Raw genomic sequence first — 22,649 nt, 5'->3', positions numbered from 1 at the left:
TTCCTGTCATCCGATGTGGCCTCGGGGGCCAAGCAGTGCCTGCAACGCCAACGCTGGCTGATCGCCGGTCATGACGCTGGCGGGCTGTACACCCGCCGTTCGAAAGCACTCCTCAAGGGCTTCCGTATGCTGGCGAACCTTGTCCGCATAGGCCCTCTGGAAGCGGGGGTTGCTGCTATCAAACCACACCGGTCCGTCCTCGCCGGCAATGGCGAAACGACCGCTTTCAGGTAGCTTCAGTTCCAGCGGGTCAACGACTCTCAGTGCGCTGACCGTGTTGTGACGCGCCAGTGAACCGAGTAGCCGCGACGTTTCCGTGGTAATGGTCAGAAAGTCACTGATAACGAAAATGCGGCTACCGGTGTGGGCCACCCGACGCGCTTCCCGCAGGGCCGTATCCAGGGTAGCGTTTCCCGCGACAGAGGCTGCGGCGGCGCTCGAGTCGCGTGTGCTTCTTTGCTGTCTTGCCACCGTGTCGAGGAATTGCAGTACCGACTTCTTGCGACGCGCCGGTCGTTGCACGGTGAGTTCGTTGCCATTGAAAACAATGCCCCCAACCTGGTCGCCAGACCAAAGGGCAAGCCAGGCCAGGATGCCGGCAATCTGGGCCCCGCGAACCTGTTTGTAAGCGCCGGTGCTGGCGAAAAACAGGGAAGGTCCCAGGTCGCAAAGCAGGAGCACAGGGCGCTCGCGCTCCTCCTCGTAGAGCTTTGTGTGTGGCGATTGCCGTCGGGCGGTCACCCGCCAGTCGATGCTGCGGATATCGTCCCCAGGCTGATACTGGCGTACTTCAGCAAAGGCCATGCCCCGCCCGCGACGGGGAGAGCGTTGTAAGCCGGCCTGCCGGGATCTTACCGGGCGCGCAGCCGGCAACTTCAAGGCGCGGGCATCTGCCTGCAGGCGAATGAGGCCGGAAAGGGGAATATGGGTTGCTGGCTCTTCGGGCGTCATGGTCACGGTGTCAGGCTGTTACCGGAACGCGGTCTATCAGGCGCTGGATAATCGCATCTGCGGTCAGGCCTTCGGCTTCGGCTTCAAACGTCAGCAAAATACGATGGCGAAGGACGTCGAAGGCAATGTTACGAACATCATCCGGACTGACGTAGTCCCGTCCTTCCAGCCAGGCCATGGCTCTGGCGCAGCGATCCAGTGCGATGGTGCCGCGTGGGCTGGCACCAAAGGCCGTCCAGCGGGCCAGTTCCGGGTCAAGTGATGCCGGGTCACGGGTAGCAAGCACCAGTGCCAGCAGGTATTGCTCGACAGGCTCTGACATGTAGATGTCGGAAACCGCGTGCCGGGCCTCGAAAACCTGTTCGGCCGTCAGGCGGACTTCAGCGGCCACCTGCCCACGGCGGTAATCGTTGCGCGCAAGATGGAGAATTTCTTTCTCCGCGGCGGCTGAAGGGTAGTCAATCACCACGTGCATCAGGAAGCGGTCGAGCTGGGCTTCAGGCAGAGGGTAGGTGCCTTCTTGTTCGATGGGGTTCTGGGTGGCCATCACCATGAACAGGCGATCCAGTGGGAAGGTGCGCATGCCGACACTGACCTGGCGTTCGCCCATGGCTTCGAGTAGCGCTGACTGTACCTTGGCCGGCGCCCGGTTGATTTCATCGGCCAGCACCAGGTTATGGAAGATCGGGCCATGCTGAAACTCGAATTGTCCGGTTTCAGCTCGGTAGATCTCACTGCCGGTTACGTCGGATGGCAGCAGGTCCGGAGTGAACTGGATGCGGTGAAAGTCGCCTTCGAGGTGGTCGGCTAGGGCTTTGATGGCGGTAGTTTTGGCCAGGCCGGGAGCACCTTCTACCAGTAGGTGGCCATCGGCCAGCAGGGCAATCAGCAAACGGTCCACCAGTTTCTCCTGGCCAATGATCCTTTTTGCTAACTGAGACCTGAGCTCTCCAAACGTATGCTGTAATGCCATGGGGGGTGTCCACTCCTACTGCAGAGACGGTTCGCGTAAGTAGATGCCGCAGTTTTCGCATCTGTGGGGCAAAAATCAAGGCTTTGACTATGCTTATGTGACGGTACACCGATTACGTTTATTTCACACTCTCAGAGGTCGACTATGAATGCGCTGACGATCGCCAGCAAGGAACAGTTTTTCCAACAGCTGGACGAAGCTTTCGCTGAAAAAATAGCGAAAACCGAAGCGAAAAAGATCAGTGAATTCGCGAAGCAGCACTATGCTCACATTCCTCTTGAAGAACTTATAAGTCGACGATTTTCAGATACCTATGGGGCTATCCTCGCAGCCTGGCAGTTTCTTCAGAAACGGTCCGCCGAGGAAACCCCTGTGTCCGTGTTCAATCCGGACCTCGAAAGCGATGGATGGCAGTCCACCCACACCGTCATTTTCATTCTTCATCCAAACATGCCGTTCTTGATCGATTCCCTGCGAATTGCCATTAACCAGCGGGAAATCGGTACCCACTCCATTCAGCACTCCATACTTCAGGTGGAGAGGGACACTCAGGGCAAACTGAAAAAACTGCATCCTCCGAAAAAGAAGTCCGCCAATGCCAGCTACGAGGCGTTCATTGTGCTGGAGATTGACCGGCATAGCAGCCCGGAAGACCTGAGGTCGCTTGAAGAGGTGCTGCAAACCATTCTTCATGAAGTCCGCATAGCGGTCAGTGACTTTCCGATTGTGACTGAAAAAGTCAATGAAATCAGCCGGGAGCTGGATAATACCACGGCGGGTATCGACGACGAGGAAAAGGAGGAGGCGAAGGCGTTCCTGGCGTGGCTGGTCAAAGACCACTTCACCTTCCTCGGCTACGACGAATACGATTTCGCCAAGGACAAGAGCGGGCTGGTGGTCCGCCGTGTGGAGAATTCCGAACTGGGTATCCTGCGGGTGAATAACGAACGCCCGGATCGCGTTCGGCTCAATGAACTGCCACAGCGCACCCGGCATGAAATGACCCGCACCGACGATATTTTCATTTTCGCGAAGTCCGCCCAGCGTTCGCGGGTTCACCGTCCGGCCTATCCGGACTACATCGCCGTCAAGAAGTTCAACAGCAAGGGCGAAGTGGTTGGCGAGCGTCGTTTCCTGGGGCTGTATACCTCACGGGTCTACAACGAACGCCCGGATGAGATTCCCCTGCTGCGCCGCAAGTTCCAGACGGTCATGAGACGTTCGGGTTTCCTGCGTGATGATTACGCGGGTAAGGAGCTGGATCAGATCCTCACGGTGTACCCCCGGGATGAACTGTTCCAGATAGAGCCCGGAGAACTGCTGTCCGTCGCCAAGAGCATTCTCTACATCCAGGAACGCCGTCGTATCGAACTGTTCATGCGGGAAGACGTGTATGGCCAGTTTGTGACCTGCCTGGCGTTCTTCCCCAGGGATATCTACAACACCGAGTTGCGCCTGAAGGTCGAGCAGGAGTTGCTGGAAACCCTGGGTGCCGAGGATATCGAATTCGTGACGCATTTTTCCGAGTCGGTTCTGGCGCGGGTGCAGTTCACGATACGGGTGCCTCAGGTGGAAAACCGGCAACTGCCGATTTCGGAGATTCGCGACAAGGTGATCGGGTTGGCCCAGTCCTGGCGAGATGGCCTGCTGGAAGCGCTGACCGAGGCCTATGGCGAAGAGCAGGGCAACGAGATGTTCCGTGTATACTCCGGTGGTTTCCCTGCCAGTTACAAAGAAATGTTTTCGCCGCGGCGGGCTGCCATTGATCTCGAGCATATATCCGGCGCGGCCGGGGAAAAGCATCTCACCATGAGCTTCTATCGGGCTCTGGAAGAGGACGAAAGTACACTCCATTTCAAACTCTTCTATCCGGATGAGCCGTTGCCGTTGTCCGATGTCATGCCCATTTTCGACAACCTGGGATTCCGGGTGATCGGCGAGCACCCCTTTGAAGTTATGGACCGGAAAGAGACGACGGTATGGATACACGACTTCACCCTGCAGGCTCACAGCGGGAAAGTTGTTGATATCCACCGTATCCGACCTATTTTTGAGGATCTGTTCCGTCGCGTGTGGTACGGCGATGCGGAGAATGACGCCTTCAACCGGCTGCTGTTGTCCTCCTACATGAGCTGGCGGGAGATTGCTTTGCTGCGGACCTACGCCCGTTACATGCGTCAGATCCGTTTTTCCAACAGCCAGACCTTTATCTCCAATACCCTGGTCAACCATGTGGACCTGACGCGGTTGTTGCTGGAGTTTTTCGAAGTGCGCTTTAATCCGGAGCGTTATCAGAGCGAGGGTAAAAGCGCAGCCGCGCAGCAGAAGCTTGAGATCGAGTTCAATGCCGGGCTTGACGAGGTAGAAAACCTGAGTGAGGACCGTGTCTTGCGTCTGTTCCTGGAGCTGATGCAGGCTACCCTGCGAACCAACTATTATCAGCCCGACGGTGAAGGTCGTACAAAGCCGTATATCAGTGTGAAATTCGACCCATCCCGCATTCCGGATATGCCACTGCCCATGCCCATGTTCGAGATTTTTGTCTACTCGCCTCGGGTTGAGGGTGTGCATCTGCGAGGTGGCAAGGTGGCCCGAGGTGGCTTGCGCTGGTCTGACCGTTTCGAGGACTACCGCACCGAGATTCTCGGGCTGGTCAAGGCACAGCAGGTCAAGAACGCGGTCATCGTGCCCGTCGGTGCCAAGGGCGGTTTCGTGGCCAAGCGCCTTCCGGACATGTCGGATCGCGAGGCCTTCCAGGCCGAAGGCATCGAGGCCTATAAGACGTTCATCCGTGGCCTGTTGGACATTACCGACAACCTGGTGGACGCAGGTATTCAGCCGCCAGCGTCGGTGATTCGTCACGATGAGGATGACCATTACCTGGTCGTGGCTGCTGACAAGGGGACTGCAACCTTTTCGGACATCGCCAATGGTCTGGCGGCGGAGTATGGCTTCTGGATGGGAGATGCCTTTGCCTCCGGTGGCAGCAACGGCTATGACCACAAGAAGATGGGCATAACCGCCCGTGGTGCCTGGGTGTCCGTGGAGCGCCATTTCCGCGAGCTGGGCATCAACCCTGCACTGGATGAATTCACCGCCATCGGTATCGGTGATATGGCGGGAGACGTATTCGGCAACGGCCTGCTTTCTTCGGAAAAGACAAAGTTGGTCGCCGCCTTCAACCATGTGCACATTTTTATCGACCCGGCCCCGGACGCGGCAAAAAGCTACAAGGAGCGTAAGCGTTTGTTCGACCTACCACGCTCCTCCTGGACAGATTACGACACCAGTCTGATTTCCAAAGGTGGTGGCGTCTTCAATCGCAGCGCCAAGTCCATTCCGGTCAGCCCCGAAATGAAGAAACTGCTGGGGATCAAGTCCGACCGGGTGCCGCCCAATATGTTGATTACCCACATCCTGAAGGCTCAGGCCGACCTGCTTTGGGTGGGTGGTATTGGAACCTACGTCAAGGGCCAGGGCGAGTCTCACGGGGACGTTGGGGACAAAGCCAACGATGCGGTTCGTATCAACGGTTCAGAGCTTCGCTGCAAGATTGTGGGCGAAGGTGGGAACCTGGGCCTGACGCAGTTCGGGCGTATCGAGTTTGCGTTACGCGGCGGCCGGCTTAATACCGACTTCATCGACAACTCCGGTGGTGTGGATTGCTCCGACCACGAAGTGAACATGAAGATTCTCCTGAACCAGGCGGTTGCGATGGGGGATCTGACGGATAAGCAGCGCAACATCATGCTGGAGGAAATGACGGATGATGTGGCTGCCCTGGTGCTCAAGAACAATTATCGACAGACACAGGCCATCAGTATTGCCAGTGTGGGGGCCATTACCCGGCTCGAAGAATACCGCCGGCTGATGAACACCATGGAAAGCGAGGGCAAGCTGAATCGCAGCCTGGAGTTTCTGCCTGACGACGAAACCCTGTCCGAGCGCAAGTTGGACAAGAAGGGACTGACCCGTCCGGAACTGTCCGTGCTGATTTCCTACGTCAAGGGTGATCTTAAGCAGACCCTGATTGACAGCAGTCTGCCGGATGAGCCCTTGTTGGCTGGAGAAATGTACAAAGTGTTTCCTCAGGACCTGACTCGCAAGTTCTCCAAAGAGCTGGGTGAGCATCAGTTGCGTCGTGAGATCATTGCGACTCAGATCGCCAACGACATGGTCAACCACATGGGCATCACCTTTGTGGAGCGGTTGAAGCAATCAACCGGGGCTGATGCAGCATCGATTGCGCTGGCCTGGATCATCGCTCGCGACGTCTTCCGGTTGGACACCTGGTGGGACAAGGTGGAGTACCTGGACTACTTCATCCCGGCCAAGATTCAGATGGATCTGATGGGCGACCTGATGCGACTGATTCGCCGCGCTGTTCGCTGGTTGTTGCGCAACCGCCGGGCTGAACTGGGTATTCAGAGCCATATGGAGCGTTTCGCTGACAGCGTCTGGAAGATTACGTCCGACCTGCCGGACTACCTTGGTGAACAGGCATGTGCTGATTGGAAGAAGCGCCATGACGAGTTGGTGGAGGCAGGCTTACCGGGAGATCTGGCCTCCGTGGCGTCAGGAACTACCTACCTCTACTCGTCCCTCGGTATTATCGAGGCCCGTGAAGCAACAGGCATGCCCCTGAAAACCGTTGCCAATCTCTACTATGATCTCGGAGACAAGCTGGATCTGAACTGGTTTGCCAACGCCATTGCCGCCCTGGTGCCTGCGTCTCACTGGCAAGCCCTGGCGAGGGAAAGTTTCCGTGAGGATCTGGATTGGCAGCAGAGGGCCCTGACCACCGGTGTGCTGAAGTTGGCTGCCAAACCGGGAGACGTCAGCAGCGCTGTTGACAACTGGATGGCGCGGCACAGCACCATGATCAGCCGCTGGAAGTCCATGCTGACAGAGCTTAAAGGGGTACGTGAACCGGAATACGCGATGTTCTCCGTGGCGTTGCGGGAGCTACTGGATCTGGCTCAGACGACCATGCACGAACATCACGATACCAATCTGACTCAGACCAGTTGATGATTGATTTATGTCGCGAATTACCGTTCAATTCCGGGCAATGTTGATCATTAGGAGGAGGTTTGATGGGGCAGCTTGATCATTTGCTGGACAAAAACAAGGCTTGGGCTGACGGCATCAAGAGCCAGGACCCTCAGTTTTTTGACCGCCTGTCCAACCAGCAGGCGCCGGAGTACCTCTGGATTGGCTGCGCGGATAGTCGGGTTCCTGCCAACCAGATCGTTGACCTGATGCCGGGTGAGTTGTTTGTGCACCGAAACGTGGCCAATGTGGTGGTGCACACCGACTTTAACTGCCTGTCGGTGCTTCAGTTCGCCATTGATGCGCTCAAGGTCAAGCACATTCTCGTCGTCGGTCATTATGGCTGCGGGGGCGTTAAGGCGGCCCTGAGCAACGAGGGCTTTGGCGTGCTTTCGAACTGGCTTCGGCACGTTCAGGACGTTCGCGACAAACATCAGGACATCCTTGATGACCTGGCATCCGAGCAGGACCGCGTTGACCGCCTGTGCGAGTTAAACGTGGTGGAGCAGGTTGGTCACGTCTGTCAAAACAACGTTGTTCAGGAGGCCTGGCGCCGTGGGCAGGCGTTGACCGTGCATGGCTTTGTCTACGACGTGGCCGACGGTATCCTTCGGGATATGGGGCTGTCCATCAGCTCCGAGGCCGATCTCGAGGCCGTCAAACAAAACAGTATTGATGAACTGGTGTTGAGGCCGGTCCGTTCGGGTCGCCAGAAAAGTTGACGCAAAAGAATGTCAAATTGTGTCAATTATTCGTGACGGGTGTCACTTTCTGACCCGGCGCGTCATCACAGTTAACCTCCTGATGGATTGTTACACTGAATTTGTAACATATCAGGAGGTTAACCATGCGAGAGATCGTTCAAAAAGCGCTCAGTGCCATGAGTCAGCGTAAAACGACACAATCCACTCAGGCCCGCCGCCGCGGCAGCGAGACGACACCGCAGCCTGAAGCAGCGGAAGATTGGGGCATGTCACCCGAAGATGCGTTGCGAGCCAACACGGTTGCTCGCTACAAGTAAGAGGCCCTAGCTGGAATCTGCCGGTTTCTGATCGCCCGGGCCAAGACTCAGGGCTCAGTTCCGGTTAAAGTATCCCACCTGATATGAACGCCGGGATACGTTGATCAATGCCTGCACTGCCCAATTCCCACGAAGCCCTGCTCAAGAACCGGAACCTGTTGCGTGGTCGCCTGGTCGTTATTGGCGTGGTCGATCCCGCGTTGCTTCCCCTATTGCCAAGCCGGGGACTGACGATTTCCGAGCATTTTGGCAACTACCAACAATTGCTGGCCGTCAGCGGCTGGACGGCGGCCTTTGGTTATGACGCTCCGGAGTTGTCACCTGGCACGGCCGATACCCTGGTGGTGTTCCTCCCCAAGGCCAGAGCGGAGTTGTCGATAAGGCTTGAGTTGGCGCTTTGGCTGGCGGCCGAGGGTGCTCGACTGGTCCTGGTGGGCGAAAAGAAAGAAGGTATTGCCGGCGCTGTGAAACAGCTGAAGGAACTGGCGCCTCAAGCATCGAAGGCAGACAGTGCCCGTCATTGCCAGGTCTGGCAAGCCGATAGCCTGCCCAGGCGTCCAGCGTTTGACCTTCAACGTTGGCGTCAGTGGCATCCGGTTGAAAGCGCGGGAATTGGCTTCAGCGTGGCCGGCTTGCCCGGTATATTCAGTGACGGAGAGCTGGATGATGGTACTGCCATGCTGCTGCAAACCCTTGCCAGCTCATCGCTGGAGAAAGGACCCGTGCTGGACTTTGCCTGTGGCGCAGGTGTTATCGGCACCTGGTTGCAGTTGCTCCAGCGAGCCAGGGGGCAGGACGTTTTTCCAGTCGACGGCGTAGACGTGCAATTTCAGGCCGTTGCTTGCGCTCGCGCGACCTATCAGGAGGCGGGCGTCGATGGCGTGATCCACGCCTCCGACGGGTTGTCCGGCGTTGACGGCCGCTACACCACAGTTGTTACCAACCCGCCATTCCATACCGGTGTTCGCACCGATACGTCCATGACTGAGCAGTTCCTGCAGGGCGTGGCAAAGCACCTGGAGCCTGGGGGTGAGTTGCGCCTGGTGGCGAACGCGTTTCTTCCCTATGAGGCGCTGATCCGTCGTCATGTCGGGCCGGTCAGGGCGATCGCCGGCGACCGACGCTTCACCGTGTGGAGCGCCCGACGTCACTGAATTGTCGCCTGGTTGTCATACGGTCGTCATTGCCATCGGACAAGGTACGAAGAATCCTTGAGCAGGCCGGTGGGGGAAACCGATGCATCAATACCGGAGCGTTTTCATTTCCGATGTTCACCTGGGTTCCGCTGATTGCCAGGCGGACTATCTTCTGGATTTTCTGGACAACGTCAGCTGCGAGACCCTGTACCTTGTCGGGGATATCGTTGATCTGATTGCGATGCAGCGGAGGGTGCACTTCCCGGAAAGCCATCAGGCGGTCGTGAGGCGGTTTATGGCCATTGCTGCTGCCGGCACGCGGGTGGTTTATGTACCCGGCAATCACGATGAGTTTCTGCGGCACTTCTGCGGTCAGACGTTGGCAGGTATCGAATTGAAGCAAAAAGCCATTCACGCGACGGCGGACGGTCGCCGATTCGTGGTTTGCCATGGCGACCAGTTTGATCAGGTGGTGCGCTGCAGCCCCTTGATGCTGCTGGTGGGCGACCGCGCGCATGGCCTGCTGCTGCGCCTGAATCGCTGGTTCAATGCCTGGCGGCGCTTACGCCGCAAGCCATACTGGTCTCTGGCGGCCTGGGTTAAAAGCCGTATCGGCAAGGCGCGGTCGTTCATTCGACGTTTCGAGCTGGCTGCTCTGACGGCGGCGGAACGCGGACATTATGACGGTTTTATTTGTGGTCACATCCACTCCGCTGGCTTTCTTCGCAGCCAGGAAGGACTCTACTGTAACGACGGCGATTGGGTAGAGCACTGCACGGCGCTGGTGGAGCGGTACGATGGCAAGCTGGATATCCTGCATTGGTCAGAACAGCCTGTCATCCTTGCGTCGGAGCCAGCGCAACCCGCGCCTGAATTCAGCGGCGGCCAACGTCCCGTTATCGACGTTCTGTCGCCTGCGTTTATCGAAAGCATCAATGCGGCGCCAAAATAGCGGTCTTCTCAGGGCATAAAAAAGCCCCTGGGGTGAGGGGCAAGAAGGTTTGCTACCACAACAAACGGTGCAACCTGAAATCGTTTTGTCAGAGTAGGGTTAATTTCTAGAGTATTCAGCCTAGAATGTCCGCAGTTTTCTGAACGACGATGCGGATGCCTAAAATGACAAGTGAGGTTCTAACATTCAGTGGTGGGCGCTTGCCCCTGAAGCGCCCCGGTGGAGGTCGCACCCTGCGGGCCTGGGATGCCGCTGACGAGCAATTGCTGGAGCGGGTTCTGGAGTGCTTCACGCCTCAGAGCCACCCACGGGTGTTGATCCTTGATGACCAGTTTGGGGCGTTGACCCTCGGTCTTGCGCCTTTCGCCCCGGTTTCCTTTGCGGATAGCTGTCTCCTGTCTGAATCCCTGGTTATGAATGCTCCGGCCGATCTGTCAATTCCGGCGCCAAAGAACTGGCTGGAGCCTCCGGAAGGGCCCTTCGATCTCGTTGTTATGCGGATTCCCCGCCAACTGGACTACCTGGCGTGCCTGTTGCGGTGGGTCAATAGCGTTCTGGCGCCCGAAGGCGAGCTGATTGCCGGTGGTATGATCAAGCATCTGCCGTCCCGCAGCGCTGATGTGTTCGGCGAGCTGGTCAACACCCGGGAAGTCTGCCCCGCGCGCAAAAAAGCGAGGGTGGTGGTTGCCGTCCGGGGTGAGAATACGTTGCTGGACTGGCCGGATTTGTGGCGGGGATACAGGTTGTCGTCCCGGTACGAGCTATCGGGCATGCCAGCGGTGTTCGCCAGAGGGAAGCTGGATATCGGTTCACGGCTGCTGCTGCCGGTCATTGAGCGGATGGTTGCAGATCTTCCCCCCGGAGCACGGGTGATGGATCTGGGTTGCGGTAACGGTGTGCTCGGGCTGACGGCACTGGCCCGTAATCCGGCGCTTGAGGTTGCGTTCGCGGACGTTTCCAGTCAGGCGGTTGCCAGCGCACGTCACAATGTCCAGACGGCTTTCCCGGGCGCTGTCGCGAGCTTTTACCACAGTGATGGTATTCCGGAGGCGGCCGGCCGTTACGATCTGGTGCTGTTAAACCCGCCGTTTCACGAAGGCGGTGTGGTCGGTGACCATATCGCCCTTCGACTCTTCAGTCAGGTGGCGGGGCACCTGTCCCCTGGCGGATGTATGTTGTTGGTGGGGAATCGGCACCTGGGTTACCACCGCAGTCTCCGTCACTACTTTGGCCAGGTGCGACAAATCGATGCAGATCCGAAGTTTGTGGTGTTCGAGGCTTCTGTTCAGGAAGGTGGCCGGTCGTAACCCATGCGGGCCAGGGTGTCGACGATGGTCTGGGTCTGACTGTCGATCTCGATGTTAACCCGGTCGCCAACAGTCAAATCGGCAAAGGTGGTTGCACGCAGGGTCTCGGGAATCAGGTGAACGTTGAAGCGATTATCAGTGACGTCGCCAATGGTCAGGCTGGCCCCGTTGATGGCGATATAGCCTTTGGGGAAGATATAGCGTGCCCATGCCTGCGGGACCTCGAATTCAATGGTGCAGTTGTTCTCGGGGCGGTCGATCGCGACGATATCCGCCGTGCTGTGCACGTGGCCGGAGAGAAGGTGCCCACCAATTTCGTCGCCTATCCGGGCCGCTCGTTCAAAATTGATGCGATCACCTGGCTTCAGCTTTCCCAGGGTGGTCAGGCGCAGTGTTTCCTGCATGGCATCGAAATAGAGATTCTGGCCTTCCTGCCGCGTCACCGTCAGGCAGGTGCCGTCGATGGACACTGACGCACCAATGGTCACGTTGTGAGCCTGATCCTCCGGAAAGCGGATGCTGAAGCTGCTCAGACCCGACACGGCGGAAATCTCGTCAACGATGGCAATACCCTGAACAATGCCTGTAAACATGTCTCAACCTCGACTACTGGTGTCTGTAGCCGTATAGGGCCACACTTGATGGAGGCAAGGATAGCGATCCTGCGGGCCGGTGCCAAGCCATCATGACCGTCTCGGGCATCCCGCCGTGGCTCAAGGATCCGAGCCGTTGGCCGATAACCGGTAAGGGCAGGGCGCAGGTGGCAGCTATTGGCCCGGTGATCCAAGACGGACAATCAACCATGGCAGAGAACGAAAGCGTACGTCAGAGAACCAGCGACAGCGCGCGCGGGGAAGAGCCCTTGCTGCGCAGAGGTCGACCCGCGGACCCGCGCCCGGAAGCGGGTGATGGAGCGCGGCTGGGCGACGCTGCCAGTGGCGCCCAAGTTTCTGCCAACCGACCCGCAACGGCTCCTGCAGACCGGCTTGAGACTGACGACATTCCTGCGAGCAATGAGGCTGTCGAGGAATCGTCGACGGGTGAGGCTCCTCAGAACATCGATAAAACTCTGGCAGAGTCACGGCAACGTAAGCTCCGTTTGATGCTGCGTCAGTGCGACCGTGTGTTGCTGCTGGATTTCGACTTGTTGGCTCTGCCTGACTGGCCGGATAACTACACACTTGCTGCGGCCCGGCGTAATCGTGACATCTGGCTGTTCGGTGCGTTGTTGGCGGCAGTGGTTTTTCTCAGCGGTATGACAGGCTTTGTGCCAGCCTGGATTGCCGGCGGTGGTTTTGGTGCTTTTGTCATCATCCTGCTTTTGGGGATACCAGGTGTGCGCCGCCTTTACACGTCGCGGCCTTCGTATCTGGATCTGGTCATCCGTCGTCAGAGGCTGCTTCGCGATGCGCGTAAGCACATTGAGCATCTGGAAGGGAAAGAAGGGCTGGTGTGGCAGTGTGCTCGTATGGCCGAGTTTAACTCGGCTCTGAAAGCGACCCGGTTCAGTGAGCTGCTGGCATTATCCGAGCGCCGGGTATTGGCTCGAAATCTGACCCGGCGGGAACATATCCGTCTTTATCTGATCTATCTTCTGGAGGCCGAGAAAGCATACGCCCGTGCACAGCAGGCTTTCTTTGAGGGGCACCAGCAGGCCATTGACCGGGGCTGGTCATCGGTAGCTGCAGAGCCGGGGGACAGAGCTTGACATAGCTGCCGGTCAAACGTATGTTTCAAACAGACGTTTGCTTAGAGGCACTGATAATAAAATGGCTCAGTCTGATACGGTTGACCGAATTCTTGATGCAGCGGAAGAGCTTTTCGCCGAGCGGGGTTTCTCCGAAACCTCCCTTCGCATGATTACCAGTAAGGCTAAGGTAAATCTCGCTGCTGTCAATTACCATTTTGGTTCTAAAAACGCCTTGATCCATGCGGTGTTTGCCCGCTTCCTGACGCCATTCTCCGCCACGCTGGAGGATGCGTTCGACGATCTGGAGGCGAAATGCGACGGCGAACCGCCAACGCTGAACCAGACCTTATGGGCGCTAACTGAAAGCGCAGTCCGCATGCCGCAGCGCAATGAGAAAGGTATTTCGATATTCATGCGTTTGCTTGGCCTCGCCTATACGCAATCCCAGGGCCACCTTCGGAAATTTCTTGAGCAGGAATACAGCCAGCCGTTCAGCCGCTTTATGCGACTGCTCAAGGAAGCGACGCCACAATTGTCCGCGGTAGACCGCTACTGGCGCATTCAGTTCATGCTTGGCGCCACCGCCTTTACCATGTCCAGCAGTGATGCCCTGCGGGATATTCTGCAGAACAAGCTGGGTGTGGAAACCACGGTCCAGGAAATTGCAGCTCGACTCGTACCCTTCCTGGCGGCGGGTATGCAGGCCGATGACGCCATGCTGGTACCGCCTGCCCATAAAACCTCGGTTGCCTGAGTTGCGCGCTGTCGGTTAGGCTTCCGGTTGGTTTGTTCGCCGGGAGCCTGACACCGCATGCCACGTAATCCTGTTTCCATACCTGTTCCCGGAATCGAGATCAGTCTCAGTGCGCAAACGCTGACACTGTTTCCTGACGATACGTCAACGCCTCTATACTATCCCGTTTCGACGGCACTGAATGGTCCCGGTGAGCGCCAGAGCAGTGGGTGCACGCCCACGGGCCGGCATTACGTGCGCGCGATGGTGGGGGGTGGTCTGCCCCTGAATACCGTATTCATCGCCCGCCGGCCCACTGGGGAGGTCTATTCCGAACGATTGGCGCATCAGTTTCCCGAGCGTGACTGGATACTGTCCAGGATCATCTGGTTATGCGGGCTTGAGTTGGGGAAAAATCGGGGCTCCGGGGTCGATAGTTTTCGTCGGTTCATATACATTCACGGCACACCGGATACCGAACCCATGGGCGTTCCGCGCTCCCATGGCTGCATACGCATGAGGAATACCGACGTTGCTGAGCTTTACGACCGTGTCTGGCCGGGCATACCCGTCACAATACGATAGGGCCGGCGGTTGTTAATAAACCGAGGGAAACGATGATCGAAGAAGCACCTTCCATACTCAATACCTGGATCCAGGACTGGAATCTGCTGTCAGAGAGCTGGCGAGTGGGACTCGTGGTGTTTGCCCTGGTAGCGGGCACCGCCGTGGTTGCCTACATAGCGAGTTTCATCGTCGGCGCTGTTGAGCGGCGTTTCCAGAAAACCGATAACCTCTGGGATGACGCCTTGCTTCACGCTGCGAGGAAGCCGGTGGTCGCGTTTGTCTGGCTGCAGGGTGTGTATTGGGCGGCAGAGGTTGCTCACCACTACTCGGAAGCCGAAATCTTTTCAGTCAATCAAACCATTTTGCAGATTGGCTTTGTTTTTCTGCTGGTCTGGACGCTGCTTCGGCTGATCAAGCAGGGGGAACAGATTCTCGCTTCGCCCCTGAAGATGAAAAAGCCGATGGATTACACCACGGTCAATGCGGTGAGCAAGCTGTCCCGGACCGTTGTTATCATCACCGCGGTATTGATTGCCATGCAATCCCTTGGTTACAGCATATCCGGGGTGCTGGCCTTTGGTGGTGTTGGTGGTATCGCTGTGGGCTTTGCCGCCAAGGATCTGCTGGCCAACTTTTTTGGCGGGTTCATTATCCATCTGGACCGGCCATTCAAGGTCGGCGACTGGGTTCGCTCTCCCGATCGTAATATCGAGGGCGTGGTGGAGCACATCGGCTGGCGGCTGACTACGATTCGCACCTTTGACAAGCGCCCGCTCTACGTGCCGAATGCTGCCTTTACGACCATTGCCGTAGAAAACCCCTCGCGCATGCACAACCGCCGTATCTCTGAAACCATTGGTATACGCTACGTGGATGTCAGTGGCATGGCTGAGGTTGTGGCGGATATCCGGTCCATGCTGGAGAACCACGAGGACATCGACCAGGACCAGACCCTGATCGTGAATTTCTTGGCCTTTAACGACTCGTCGCTGGATATCATGGTTTATACCTTTACCAAGACCATCGAATGGGTGAGGTTTCATGAGGTCAAGCAGGACATACTGCTGAGGATCAGCGAGATCATTGAAAGCCATGGTGCCGAAGTTGCCTTTCCGACCCGCACGCTTCACCTGCCTGACGGGGTGCGTGTCGCGTCGAACGGCAAGCCGGCAAAAGGTCGTAGCGATTCGGATTCGTCAGATGAGGCCGTTGACGAAGATGTTGAACAGGGACGTGCGCCTGTTTCTGGAAGCGAGCACTCTTCGGAAACACGTGGCGATAGTAACCAGGCGGACGGGGACTGATCATGGGTATGAGTAACCAAGTTGCCCCCGTGGGAATCATCGGGGGAACCGGGCTCACGACGTTGTCGGGGCTGGAAATCACGGGTGAGCGGGTTGTCGACACGCCCTGGGGTGAGCCGTCGTCGGTTTTGGTGGACGGCATGCTCGGGGATCAGCCGGTGGTGTTCCTGTCTCGCCACGGAAACCCTCATCGTATTCCTCCGCATCAGGTGAACTATCGCGCCAATCTCCATGCGCTCCAGCAGGCGGGAGTACGTACGGTGGTCGGTGTTAATGCTGTTGGCGGGATCCATGCCGATATGGGGCCTGCCCATATCGTGATTCCCGATCAGATCATTGACTACACCTGGGGCAGGGCGAGTACGTTCTTTGAGGGCGAGTTGGAGGAAACCACGCACATTGACTTCACCTTCCCATATTCAGAGTTGGCCCGGGCGCTGTTGATTGATGCAGCTCGTACAGTGGGTTGTCCGTTCTCGGATTTCGGTGTTTACGGTGCAACACAGGGGCCCAGACTGGAGACCGCAGCGGAAGTACGTCGCCTTGAGCGGGACGGCTGTGACCTTGTCGGTATGACGGGAATGCCGGAAGCGGCTCTGGCGGCTGAACTGAAGATGAATTACGTGTGCCTGGCGCTGGTGGTTAACCGCGCGGCAGGGAAGTCGGATCACATCATAACGATGACTGAGATCGAGGTCGCTATCGACCAGGGCATGTCCGGCGTCAAGCGGATCCTCGAAATCGCCATTGGCGGGCTTGGAGCCCTTACTCCTCAACCTTCTTGAAAAACACCAGCACGCCAATGGTGGGGGAGTCGAGGAAATGGACTTCCTCGCTGCGCATGCGGCGTGTTTCCCGTATCCAGGTGATTAACTCCGCCTTTGGCTGACTGGCGCTGGAAACCTGCGTCTGATCTGCTCCTGCAATGTCGCCACCCGTTGCCATTGAGGCCAGCGAGTCCCGAGCTTCATCGTTTTCGAGGGCAGGCTGGTCATTGCCCGTAGCTTCCTGCCCAGCACCGTCGTCCATTGGCTGATTGTTACCGCTTGCGGTGGCTGCTTCGTCTGAACTCTGGCTGAGTGTGGTCCGTTGCAATGACAGGGGCTGCCAGTGGTTGAGGTGGACATCCACGTGGAGATAGCGTTGTCGATCGATGGTGATGTGGCCTTCCACTTCGCGGTGTCCGGCATCGGCCAGCCAGTCGCCAATAGCGACCCTAAGGGGTTCACCGTCAAAGTCGGGCGGGAAAGACTGGTACCACCCTGTGGCCAGGAGTATCCGGAAGCGACCGCTGTTTTCCAGTCGGTTGGCAGCTGTTTGCAGGTGCAGTTGATTTCGAGGCACTAGCTGTCGGGTGGTTTCCACGGTTCCGTTGCGGTCCACGGCGCGAAGTATCTCGTTGATGTTCGGGTTGGGCGGCTCAGGAATCCGGCTGGTCATTTTCTCGTTGACATTGGCCGGGTCGACAATCCTTTCGAGGATCACGAACTCAGCCCGGTAGTAGTCTTCACGAGGAGGCTGGGCCTGAGACGCAGGGTTATCGCGCCTCTGCTCTTCAGAGATTGCGCCTGCGGCGGGCCCGGATGGTTCCTGGGCTGATACCCAGGGTGACAGGGCCAGCAGGGCCGCCAGAAATAGGGCGGGTGTTCCGTACAACGGTTTACCGGGCGTTCGCAAGGGCATTGCTCCAATGTTCCTGTTGATCATCAGGGGGCGCTGAACCGGCTGTGTCACGAGGCCAGCTGCCCCAGCATGTCGGAAATGCCGTCGAGTTTACCACTGGTTGAGGCATCCTTCAGCCGGAAACGGAAACTGTTGGCGCCTTCCAGTCGATACTGGTCTGGAGAGGATTGCACTTTCTTAACCAGAACCAGCGGGTCCACCGGCGTAGAGCTGCCGAATTCCAGCCTGGCCCATTCTTTTCCGGCGTCCACCTTCACGATTCCCAGGGCTTCTGCGTGAATCCGGAGTTCGGACTGGCGGATCAGGTTTTTTGCCGGTTCCGGTAATAGTCCGAAGCGATCAATCATTTCAACCTGAAGTTCTTTTAATCCATCTTTGTCGTTCACGCTAGCGATGCGCTTGTAGAGCATAAGCCGGTTGTGGACATCGGGTAGGTAATCCTCGGGAATCAGTGCCGGTATGCGAAGATTCATTTCCGTGCCGTGGCTCAGCGGCAACTCAGCGTTGGGGGTTCTGCCTTCGCGTATAGCCTCCACGGCTTCATCGAGTAGCTGCATGTAAAGGGTAAAACCAATGCTTTCGATTTGGCCGCTCTGCTCTTCCCCCAGCAGCTCTCCGGCGCCGCGAATTTCGAGATCGTGGGTGGCCAGCATGAAACCGGCACCCAGGTCCTGAGCCTCCGAGATGGCTTCAAGACGCTTCTTGGCGTCCGAGGTGATGGATCGGGGGGGTGGTGTCAGCAAATAGGCGTAGGCCTGATGGTGAGAGCGTCCGACACGGCCACGGAGCTGATGCAGCTGTGCCAGCCCGAACTTGTCCGCGCGTTCGATGATGATGGTGTTGGCGCTGGGAATGTCGATGCCGGTTTCAATAATGGTGGTGCACACCAGCACGTTGAAGCGCTTGTGATAGAAGTCCGACATGATCTGTTCCAGCTCGCGCTCGCGCATCTGGCCATGGGCGACGCCCACACGTGCTTCCGGGATCAGTTGGCGCAGATCCTCGGCGGTTTTCTCGATGGTGGCCACATCGTTGTGCAGGAAGTACACCTGGCCGCCCCGCAGAACTTCCCGCAGGATAGCTTCCTTTACCATTGCCTCGTCCCGCTGCCGCACAAAGGTTTTTACCGACAGGCGTCGCGCGGGGGGCGTGGCGATGATTGACAGATCCCGCAGGTGCCCCATGGCCATGTTCAGGGTGCGGGGGATCGGTGTGGCGGTCAGGTTCAGCATGTCCACCTCGGCACGCAAGGCTTTCAGGCGTTCCTTCTGCTGGACGCCGAACCGGTGTTCTTCATCGATGATCACCAGGCCCAGGTTCTTGAACTTGATGTCACCCTGGAGCAGCTTGTGGGTTCCGATAACGATATCGGCTTTGCCGGCTTCGATGGCGGCCATCGCCTTGGTGGTTTGCCCGCCGCTACGGAAACGGCTGAGCAGTTCCACATGAACGGCGGTCTCCGAGAAGCGGTCGCGGAAGGATTCGTAATGCTGCTGTGCCAGCAGGGTGGTAGGTACGAGCACAGCGACCTGCTTGCCGGAGTATGTCGCCATGAAGGCGGCGCGCATGGCGACTTCTGTTTTACCGAAGCCAACATCGCCACAGACCAGGCGGTCCATGGGTTTTTCGCTCACCATATCCTCGAACACAGCCTCGATAGCAGCCTGCTGATCCGGGGTTTCCTCAAAGGGGAAACCGGCGGCAAAGGCGCGGTAAGCCTCCTTGGGGTCTTCAAAGGCAAAACCCTTGCGGGCCTCCCGGCGCGCATAGACATCCAGTAATTCCGCCGCGGTATCGCGGATTTTCTCCAGAGCCTTCTGTTTGGCGTTGCTCCAGCGGTCCGTGCCCAGCTTATGTAAAGGCGCGTGATCTGTATCCGAACCGGTGTAGCGGGAAATCAGATGCAGGCTGGAGACCGGTACATAGAGTTTCGAGCCGCCGGCGTATTCCAGCATCAGGAATTCACTGGCTTCGCCTTCAACCGTAATGGTTTCCAGGCCCTGGTAGCGGCCAACGCCATGATCTATGTGAACCACCGGCGCGCCGATGCGCAGCTCGGACAGGTCCCGGTAGCCAGCATCGTCGGCCTCGGTTGGTTTCTCCCGGCGTCGACGCTGCAGCACCCTTTCTCCGAAGAGGGCTGTCTCCGTGATCAAAGCGAGGTGATGGTCAGGCAATAGCAACCCATATTCCATGGGTGCGACGGTAATGCCGAGGGTGGCGGACGGGTCGCTAACAAAAGCCTGCCAGTTTTCCAGAGTCGACAGCTTGAGGCCATGGTCGGCCAGATTCTCAATCAGCGCCTCACGTCGGCCAGAGGACTCCGCACAGATCAGGACCCGACCATTGAACTCACTGATAAAGCGCTTGAGACGCCCAGCCGGGTCTGCGGCACGGCCATCCATCGCAACATCGGGCATGACGTCGGTCTGGCAATTGCGGCCGCCGCTGGACTCAGTGGCTTCCGTGGTCATTGTTACCCGGGGAAGCCCTTTGAGCAGGCCGAAAAGTTCGTCCTTCTGGAGGAAGAGTTCCGCTGGCGGCAGGATAGGGCGCATCCGGTCGTGGCGACGGTCCTCGTAGCGTGCACGGGTGTCGGCGTCGAAGGCGCTGGCCGCGTCATTGAGCCCGGACGCTGTGAATACCAGGGTCTCGCCGGGCAGATAGTCAAACAGTGTCGCCGTCTGTTCGAAAAACAGGGGCAGGTAGTACTCGATTCCCGGCGGTGTAATGCTGTGGGTGACGTCCTGGTAGATGGGGGCGTCCTTGTCGGCGTGCGGGAATTGCTCAAACCACCGGTTGCGGAACCCTGAGCGGGCTTCCTTATGCCAGGGAAACTCGTTGGCGGGCAACAACTCAATGCGTTCAATTCGGTCGATCGAGCGCTGGGTTTCCGGGTCAAAGGTTCGCAGTGTTTCAATTTCGTCATCGAACAGATCGATGCGATAGGGGCGGGTGGCCCCCATAGGGAAGATGTCCAGGATAGCCCCGCGCACCGCGTACTCGCCGTGTTCATAGACGTTATCGGCGTGCCGGTAGCCAGCGGATTCCAGCTGCATTCGCCAGTTGTCGATATCCAGTGACTGCCCAACCTCAAGAAGCAACGTGTTGCCCTGCAGGTAACTGACCGGCGGCAGCCGGTGCATCAGGGTGCGGGCAGGCACCACCAGGACGCCGTGGTTCGTTGTTGGTAACCGGTGCAGAGCCGGATTCGACGGGAGGTAATGTCCTGGTGTGGTGAAAACAGGTCGTAGGGCAGGGTTTCCCAATCCGGCAGCGACAGCAGCTCGAGCCCATCCGGTGTGATGGCCGGTTGGTCTTCATCGGTGGGCAGGCCCAGATAGAATCGCATGGACTGCTCGAGGCGGATGGATTCCTCGGTGCTGCGGGTTATTACCAGTGTCAGGCCCTGGTGGGCCCTGGCGCTCTCGCAGATGGCCAGGGCGTCACTGCTGCCATGCAGTTGCCCCCAGGTGCGATGATCCGCAGCCTTGACAGGTGCGACCGGCGCAACCAGTGCGGTGTGTCTGTCGGAATGGGCGGCGGTTTGCATCATGGGCTGGTTCTTTCTCCTGGAAACATTGGGAGTCGGGGACTGGCGAGGCGCGTATTCTACCGGCCAGACGTCCCGCTGTCATGACAGCGGGTCAACAGTTACGAAAGGATTAACGGGGTGTATTTGCTGTCTGGGAAATAACGTTGGATAATAATGCCCCAATTTTTAAGGTTCCAACTGCAGAGGTTCAAGCGTGAGTCACGAACAGATCAACCAGCACCTGTCTAACTGGACGGAAAGAGAATCCACTGCGGAAGCCATGATTCCGCTGATCGGTCGCCTCTATCGTAAAAATAATGTGGTCACGTCCGTGTATGGTCGGTCCATTATCAACCAGTCGGTCATCGACATCATCCGCGCGCACCGCTTTGTGCGTCAGGTTGAAGACAGCGAGCTGTCCGTTCACAACACGCTGCCTATTCTGCAGGCGATGGACAAGATGGATCTGGGGCGTGGCCATGTCGATATTGGCAAGCTTGCGGTGAAGTTCAAGGAAGAGGGCGGGTCCCTTGATGACTTCCTCAAGCGTGAGATTGGCCCGATTATCGGCCAATATCAGACCCAGTCCCAGGAAGATGCCGAAAACGACACCAAGGACGTGGTGCTGTACGGTTTCGGGCGGATCGGGCGGCTGCTGGCCCGGATCATGATCGAAAAGGCTGGGGGCGGCAACAACCTGCGTTTGCGTGCCATCGTGGTTCGTCAGGGCGGGGCAGACAATGACCTTGAAAAGCGGGCTAGCCTGCTGCGCCGCGACTCGGTTCACGGCCCCTTCAACGGTACAATCACTGTTGATGAAGAAAACTCTGCGCTGATCGCCAACGGCAACTTTATCAAGGTGATCTATTCACCGGGCCCCGATCAGGTAGATTACACCCAATACGGCATCAACAATGCGATCGTCATAGATAACACCGGTATCTGGCGTGACGAGGCAGGTCTTGGGCTGCACCTGAAATCCAAGGGGGTCAGCCGGGTTCTGCTGACAGCGCCGGGCAAGGGTGACATCAAGAATATTGTTCACGGCATCAACAACGACTGGATCACCCGTGAGGACAGAATCCTGTCAGCGGCATCCTGTACCACCAATGCCATTACACCGGTGCTCAAGGCTATTTATGATGAGTACGGTGTTGAGGATGGTCATGTCGAGACGGTTCACTCCTACACCAACGACCAGAACCTGATCGATAACTACCACAAAGGTAGCCGCCGTGGTCGCAGTGCCCCGCTCAACATGGTTATTACCGAAACCGGCGCAGCTAAGGCCGTTGCCAAGGCGTTGCCGGAATTGAAGGGCAAGCTGTCCGGTAACGCCATTCGCGTTCCCACTCCGAACGTGTCCATGGCAATCCTCAACCTCAACCTTGAGAAAGACGTAACGGTGGAGGGTGTTAACGAATACCTTCGCGATATGGCGCTGCACTCCGAGTTGCAGAAGCAGATTGACTTCGTCAACTCGCCGGAAGTGGTTTCCACCGACTTCGTCGGTTCCCGCCATGCTGGCATTGTGGATGCGCAGGCCACTATCGCCAATGGCAAGCGCCTGATCCTTTACGTTTGGTATGACAATGAGGCCGGCTACAGTGCCCAGGTGATTCGCGTGGTTAATCAGATGGCGGGTGTTACCTATCCGATCTTCCCGAAGCGGGTCAGAGGCTGACGGGCCCCAAAGTGCTCCGAGGCAGTTAAGAAACCCCGGTCGTTTTCGCGACCGGGGTTTC

At 57.8% G+C, this 22,649-nt stretch carries 16 protein-coding genes and 1 pseudogene; 12 read left to right on the top strand and 5 right to left on the bottom strand.

Features of this window, described 5'->3' with window-relative positions; translation table 11 throughout:
• Positions 1 to 6: 6 nt before the first annotated feature.
• Entirely contained in the window at positions 7 to 951 is a 945-nt protein-coding gene (locus tag MDG893_RS11345; protein ID WP_007153931.1) for a DUF58 domain-containing protein, read from the bottom strand.
• A gap of 10 nt (positions 952 to 961) precedes the next feature.
• The gene (locus MDG893_RS11340) at positions 962 to 1,924 is read right to left on the bottom strand and encodes an AAA family ATPase (protein ID WP_007153930.1); all 963 of its coding nucleotides are present in this window, start codon (positions 1,922 to 1,924) and stop codon (positions 962 to 964) included.
• A 144-nt stretch (positions 1,925 to 2,068) separates the two neighbouring features.
• Between MDG893_RS11340 and MDG893_RS11335 the strand changes: the two genes are divergently transcribed.
• The 6 genes from MDG893_RS11335 to MDG893_RS11315 all read left to right on the top strand — a co-directional run bounded on the left by MDG893_RS11335 (position 2,069) and on the right by MDG893_RS11315 (position 11,392).
• On the top strand, positions 2,069 to 6,955 hold the full coding sequence (locus MDG893_RS11335) for an NAD-glutamate dehydrogenase (RefSeq protein WP_007153929.1): 4,887 nt from the start codon (positions 2,069 to 2,071) through the stop codon (positions 6,953 to 6,955).
• Positions 6,956 to 7,020: 65 nt separating this feature from the next.
• Positions 7,021 to 7,698 (top strand): carbonate dehydratase, encoded by a 678-nt coding sequence (gene can, locus MDG893_RS11330; RefSeq protein ID WP_007153928.1) that lies wholly within the window; start codon positions 7,021 to 7,023, stop codon positions 7,696 to 7,698.
• A gap of 125 nt (positions 7,699 to 7,823) precedes the next feature.
• Positions 7,824 to 7,997, top strand: a complete 174-nt coding sequence (locus MDG893_RS21075; RefSeq protein ID WP_007153927.1) for a hypothetical protein — start codon at positions 7,824 to 7,826, stop codon at positions 7,995 to 7,997.
• A gap of 107 nt (positions 7,998 to 8,104) precedes the next feature.
• Complete coding sequence (locus tag MDG893_RS11325; protein WP_007153926.1) at positions 8,105 to 9,151, top strand: class I SAM-dependent methyltransferase; 1,047 nt, start codon at positions 8,105 to 8,107, stop codon at positions 9,149 to 9,151.
• An 82-nt stretch (positions 9,152 to 9,233) separates the two neighbouring features.
• Entirely contained in the window at positions 9,234 to 10,085 is an 852-nt protein-coding gene (locus tag MDG893_RS11320) for a UDP-2,3-diacylglucosamine diphosphatase (protein ID WP_007153925.1), read from the top strand.
• 164 nt (positions 10,086 to 10,249) lie between these two features.
• Positions 10,250 to 11,392, top strand: a complete 1,143-nt coding sequence (locus MDG893_RS11315) for a class I SAM-dependent methyltransferase (RefSeq protein ID WP_007153924.1) — start codon at positions 10,250 to 10,252, stop codon at positions 11,390 to 11,392.
• On the opposite strand, the gene MDG893_RS11310 is transcribed toward MDG893_RS11315, so the two are convergent.
• The gene (locus MDG893_RS11310) at positions 11,371 to 11,985 is read right to left on the bottom strand and encodes a riboflavin synthase (protein WP_007153923.1); all 615 of its coding nucleotides are present in this window, start codon (positions 11,983 to 11,985) and stop codon (positions 11,371 to 11,373) included. The two genes, MDG893_RS11315 and MDG893_RS11310, sit on opposite strands and share 22 nt — an antisense overlap.
• A 209-nt stretch (positions 11,986 to 12,194) precedes the next feature.
• On the opposite strand from MDG893_RS11310, the gene MDG893_RS11305 reads away from it, so the two are divergent.
• The 5 genes from MDG893_RS11305 (at position 12,195) to MDG893_RS11290 (ending at position 16,471) form a co-directional block, all read left to right on the top strand.
• Positions 12,195 to 13,100, top strand: coding sequence for a hypothetical protein (locus MDG893_RS11305; protein WP_040474540.1), 906 nt, complete (start codon positions 12,195 to 12,197; stop codon positions 13,098 to 13,100).
• Between the two features lie 61 nt (positions 13,101 to 13,161).
• On the top strand, positions 13,162 to 13,836 hold the full coding sequence (locus MDG893_RS11300; RefSeq protein ID WP_007153921.1) for a TetR/AcrR family transcriptional regulator: 675 nt from the start codon (positions 13,162 to 13,164) through the stop codon (positions 13,834 to 13,836).
• A 57-nt stretch (positions 13,837 to 13,893) separates the two neighbouring features.
• The gene (locus tag MDG893_RS20730; RefSeq protein ID WP_083797695.1) at positions 13,894 to 14,400 is read left to right on the top strand and encodes a L,D-transpeptidase; all 507 of its coding nucleotides are present in this window, start codon (positions 13,894 to 13,896) and stop codon (positions 14,398 to 14,400) included.
• Positions 14,401 to 14,432: 32 nt separating this feature from the next.
• The gene (locus MDG893_RS11295; protein ID WP_007153919.1) at positions 14,433 to 15,686 is read left to right on the top strand and encodes a mechanosensitive ion channel family protein; all 1,254 of its coding nucleotides are present in this window, start codon (positions 14,433 to 14,435) and stop codon (positions 15,684 to 15,686) included.
• Between the two features lie 2 nt (positions 15,687 to 15,688).
• On the top strand, positions 15,689 to 16,471 hold the full coding sequence (locus MDG893_RS11290) for an S-methyl-5'-thioinosine phosphorylase (protein ID WP_007153918.1): 783 nt from the start codon (positions 15,689 to 15,691) through the stop codon (positions 16,469 to 16,471).
• Here the strand turns inward: MDG893_RS11290 and MDG893_RS11285 are convergent.
• Entirely contained in the window at positions 16,452 to 17,369 is a 918-nt protein-coding gene (locus MDG893_RS11285; RefSeq protein ID WP_007153917.1) for a CsiV family protein, read from the bottom strand. The two genes, MDG893_RS11290 and MDG893_RS11285, sit on opposite strands and share 20 nt — an antisense overlap.
• 47 nt (positions 17,370 to 17,416) lie before the next feature.
• Positions 17,417 to 20,922: pseudogene (gene mfd, locus MDG893_RS11280) on the bottom strand (transcription-repair coupling factor).
• A 262-nt stretch (positions 20,923 to 21,184) separates the two neighbouring features.
• Here mfd and MDG893_RS11275 point away from each other — a divergent pair.
• Positions 21,185 to 22,588, top strand: a complete 1,404-nt coding sequence (locus MDG893_RS11275; RefSeq protein ID WP_421844845.1) for a glyceraldehyde-3-phosphate dehydrogenase — start codon at positions 21,185 to 21,187, stop codon at positions 22,586 to 22,588.
• The last annotated feature ends 61 nt before the right edge of the window (positions 22,589 to 22,649 follow it).

Origin of the sequence: Marinobacter algicola DG893 (assembly GCF_000170835.1) — a bacterium.
GTDB classification, from domain to species: domain Bacteria; phylum Pseudomonadota; class Gammaproteobacteria; order Pseudomonadales; family Oleiphilaceae; genus Marinobacter; species Marinobacter algicola.
The sequence above is the reverse complement of the archived record's forward strand: the minus strand, read 5'-3'. Positions and strand labels throughout refer to the sequence as shown.

What these genes read in the sequence shown, in the direction of transcription:
- MDG893_RS11345 (WP_007153931.1), bottom strand. Translation starts at nt 951, where the DNA reads ATGACGCCCGAAGAGCCAGCAACCCATATTCCCCTTTCCGGCCTCATT.
- MDG893_RS11340 (WP_007153930.1), bottom strand. Translation starts at nt 1,924, where the DNA reads ATGGCATTACAGCATACGTTTGGAGAGCTCAGGTCTCAGTTAGCAAAA.
- MDG893_RS11335 (WP_007153929.1), top strand. Translation starts at nt 2,069, where the DNA reads ATGAATGCGCTGACGATCGCCAGCAAGGAACAGTTTTTCCAACAGCTG.
- can (WP_007153928.1), top strand. Translation starts at nt 7,021, where the DNA reads ATGGGGCAGCTTGATCATTTGCTGGACAAAAACAAGGCTTGGGCTGAC.
- MDG893_RS21075 (WP_007153927.1), top strand. Translation starts at nt 7,824, where the DNA reads ATGCGAGAGATCGTTCAAAAAGCGCTCAGTGCCATGAGTCAGCGTAAA.
- MDG893_RS11325 (WP_007153926.1), top strand. Translation starts at nt 8,105, where the DNA reads ATGCCTGCACTGCCCAATTCCCACGAAGCCCTGCTCAAGAACCGGAAC.
- MDG893_RS11320 (WP_007153925.1), top strand. Translation starts at nt 9,234, where the DNA reads ATGCATCAATACCGGAGCGTTTTCATTTCCGATGTTCACCTGGGTTCC.
- MDG893_RS11315 (WP_007153924.1), top strand. Translation starts at nt 10,250, where the DNA reads ATGACAAGTGAGGTTCTAACATTCAGTGGTGGGCGCTTGCCCCTGAAG.
- MDG893_RS11310 (WP_007153923.1), bottom strand. Translation starts at nt 11,985, where the DNA reads ATGTTTACAGGCATTGTTCAGGGTATTGCCATCGTTGACGAGATTTCC.
- MDG893_RS11305 (WP_040474540.1), top strand. Translation starts at nt 12,195, where the DNA reads ATGGCAGAGAACGAAAGCGTACGTCAGAGAACCAGCGACAGCGCGCGC.
- MDG893_RS11300 (WP_007153921.1), top strand. Translation starts at nt 13,162, where the DNA reads ATGGCTCAGTCTGATACGGTTGACCGAATTCTTGATGCAGCGGAAGAG.
- MDG893_RS20730 (WP_083797695.1), top strand. Translation starts at nt 13,894, where the DNA reads ATGCCACGTAATCCTGTTTCCATACCTGTTCCCGGAATCGAGATCAGT.
- MDG893_RS11295 (WP_007153919.1), top strand. Translation starts at nt 14,433, where the DNA reads ATGATCGAAGAAGCACCTTCCATACTCAATACCTGGATCCAGGACTGG.
- MDG893_RS11290 (WP_007153918.1), top strand. Translation starts at nt 15,689, where the DNA reads ATGGGTATGAGTAACCAAGTTGCCCCCGTGGGAATCATCGGGGGAACC.
- MDG893_RS11285 (WP_007153917.1), bottom strand. Translation starts at nt 17,369, where the DNA reads ATGCCCTTGCGAACGCCCGGTAAACCGTTGTACGGAACACCCGCCCTA.
- MDG893_RS11275 (WP_421844845.1), top strand. Translation starts at nt 21,185, where the DNA reads ATGATTCCGCTGATCGGTCGCCTCTATCGTAAAAATAATGTGGTCACG.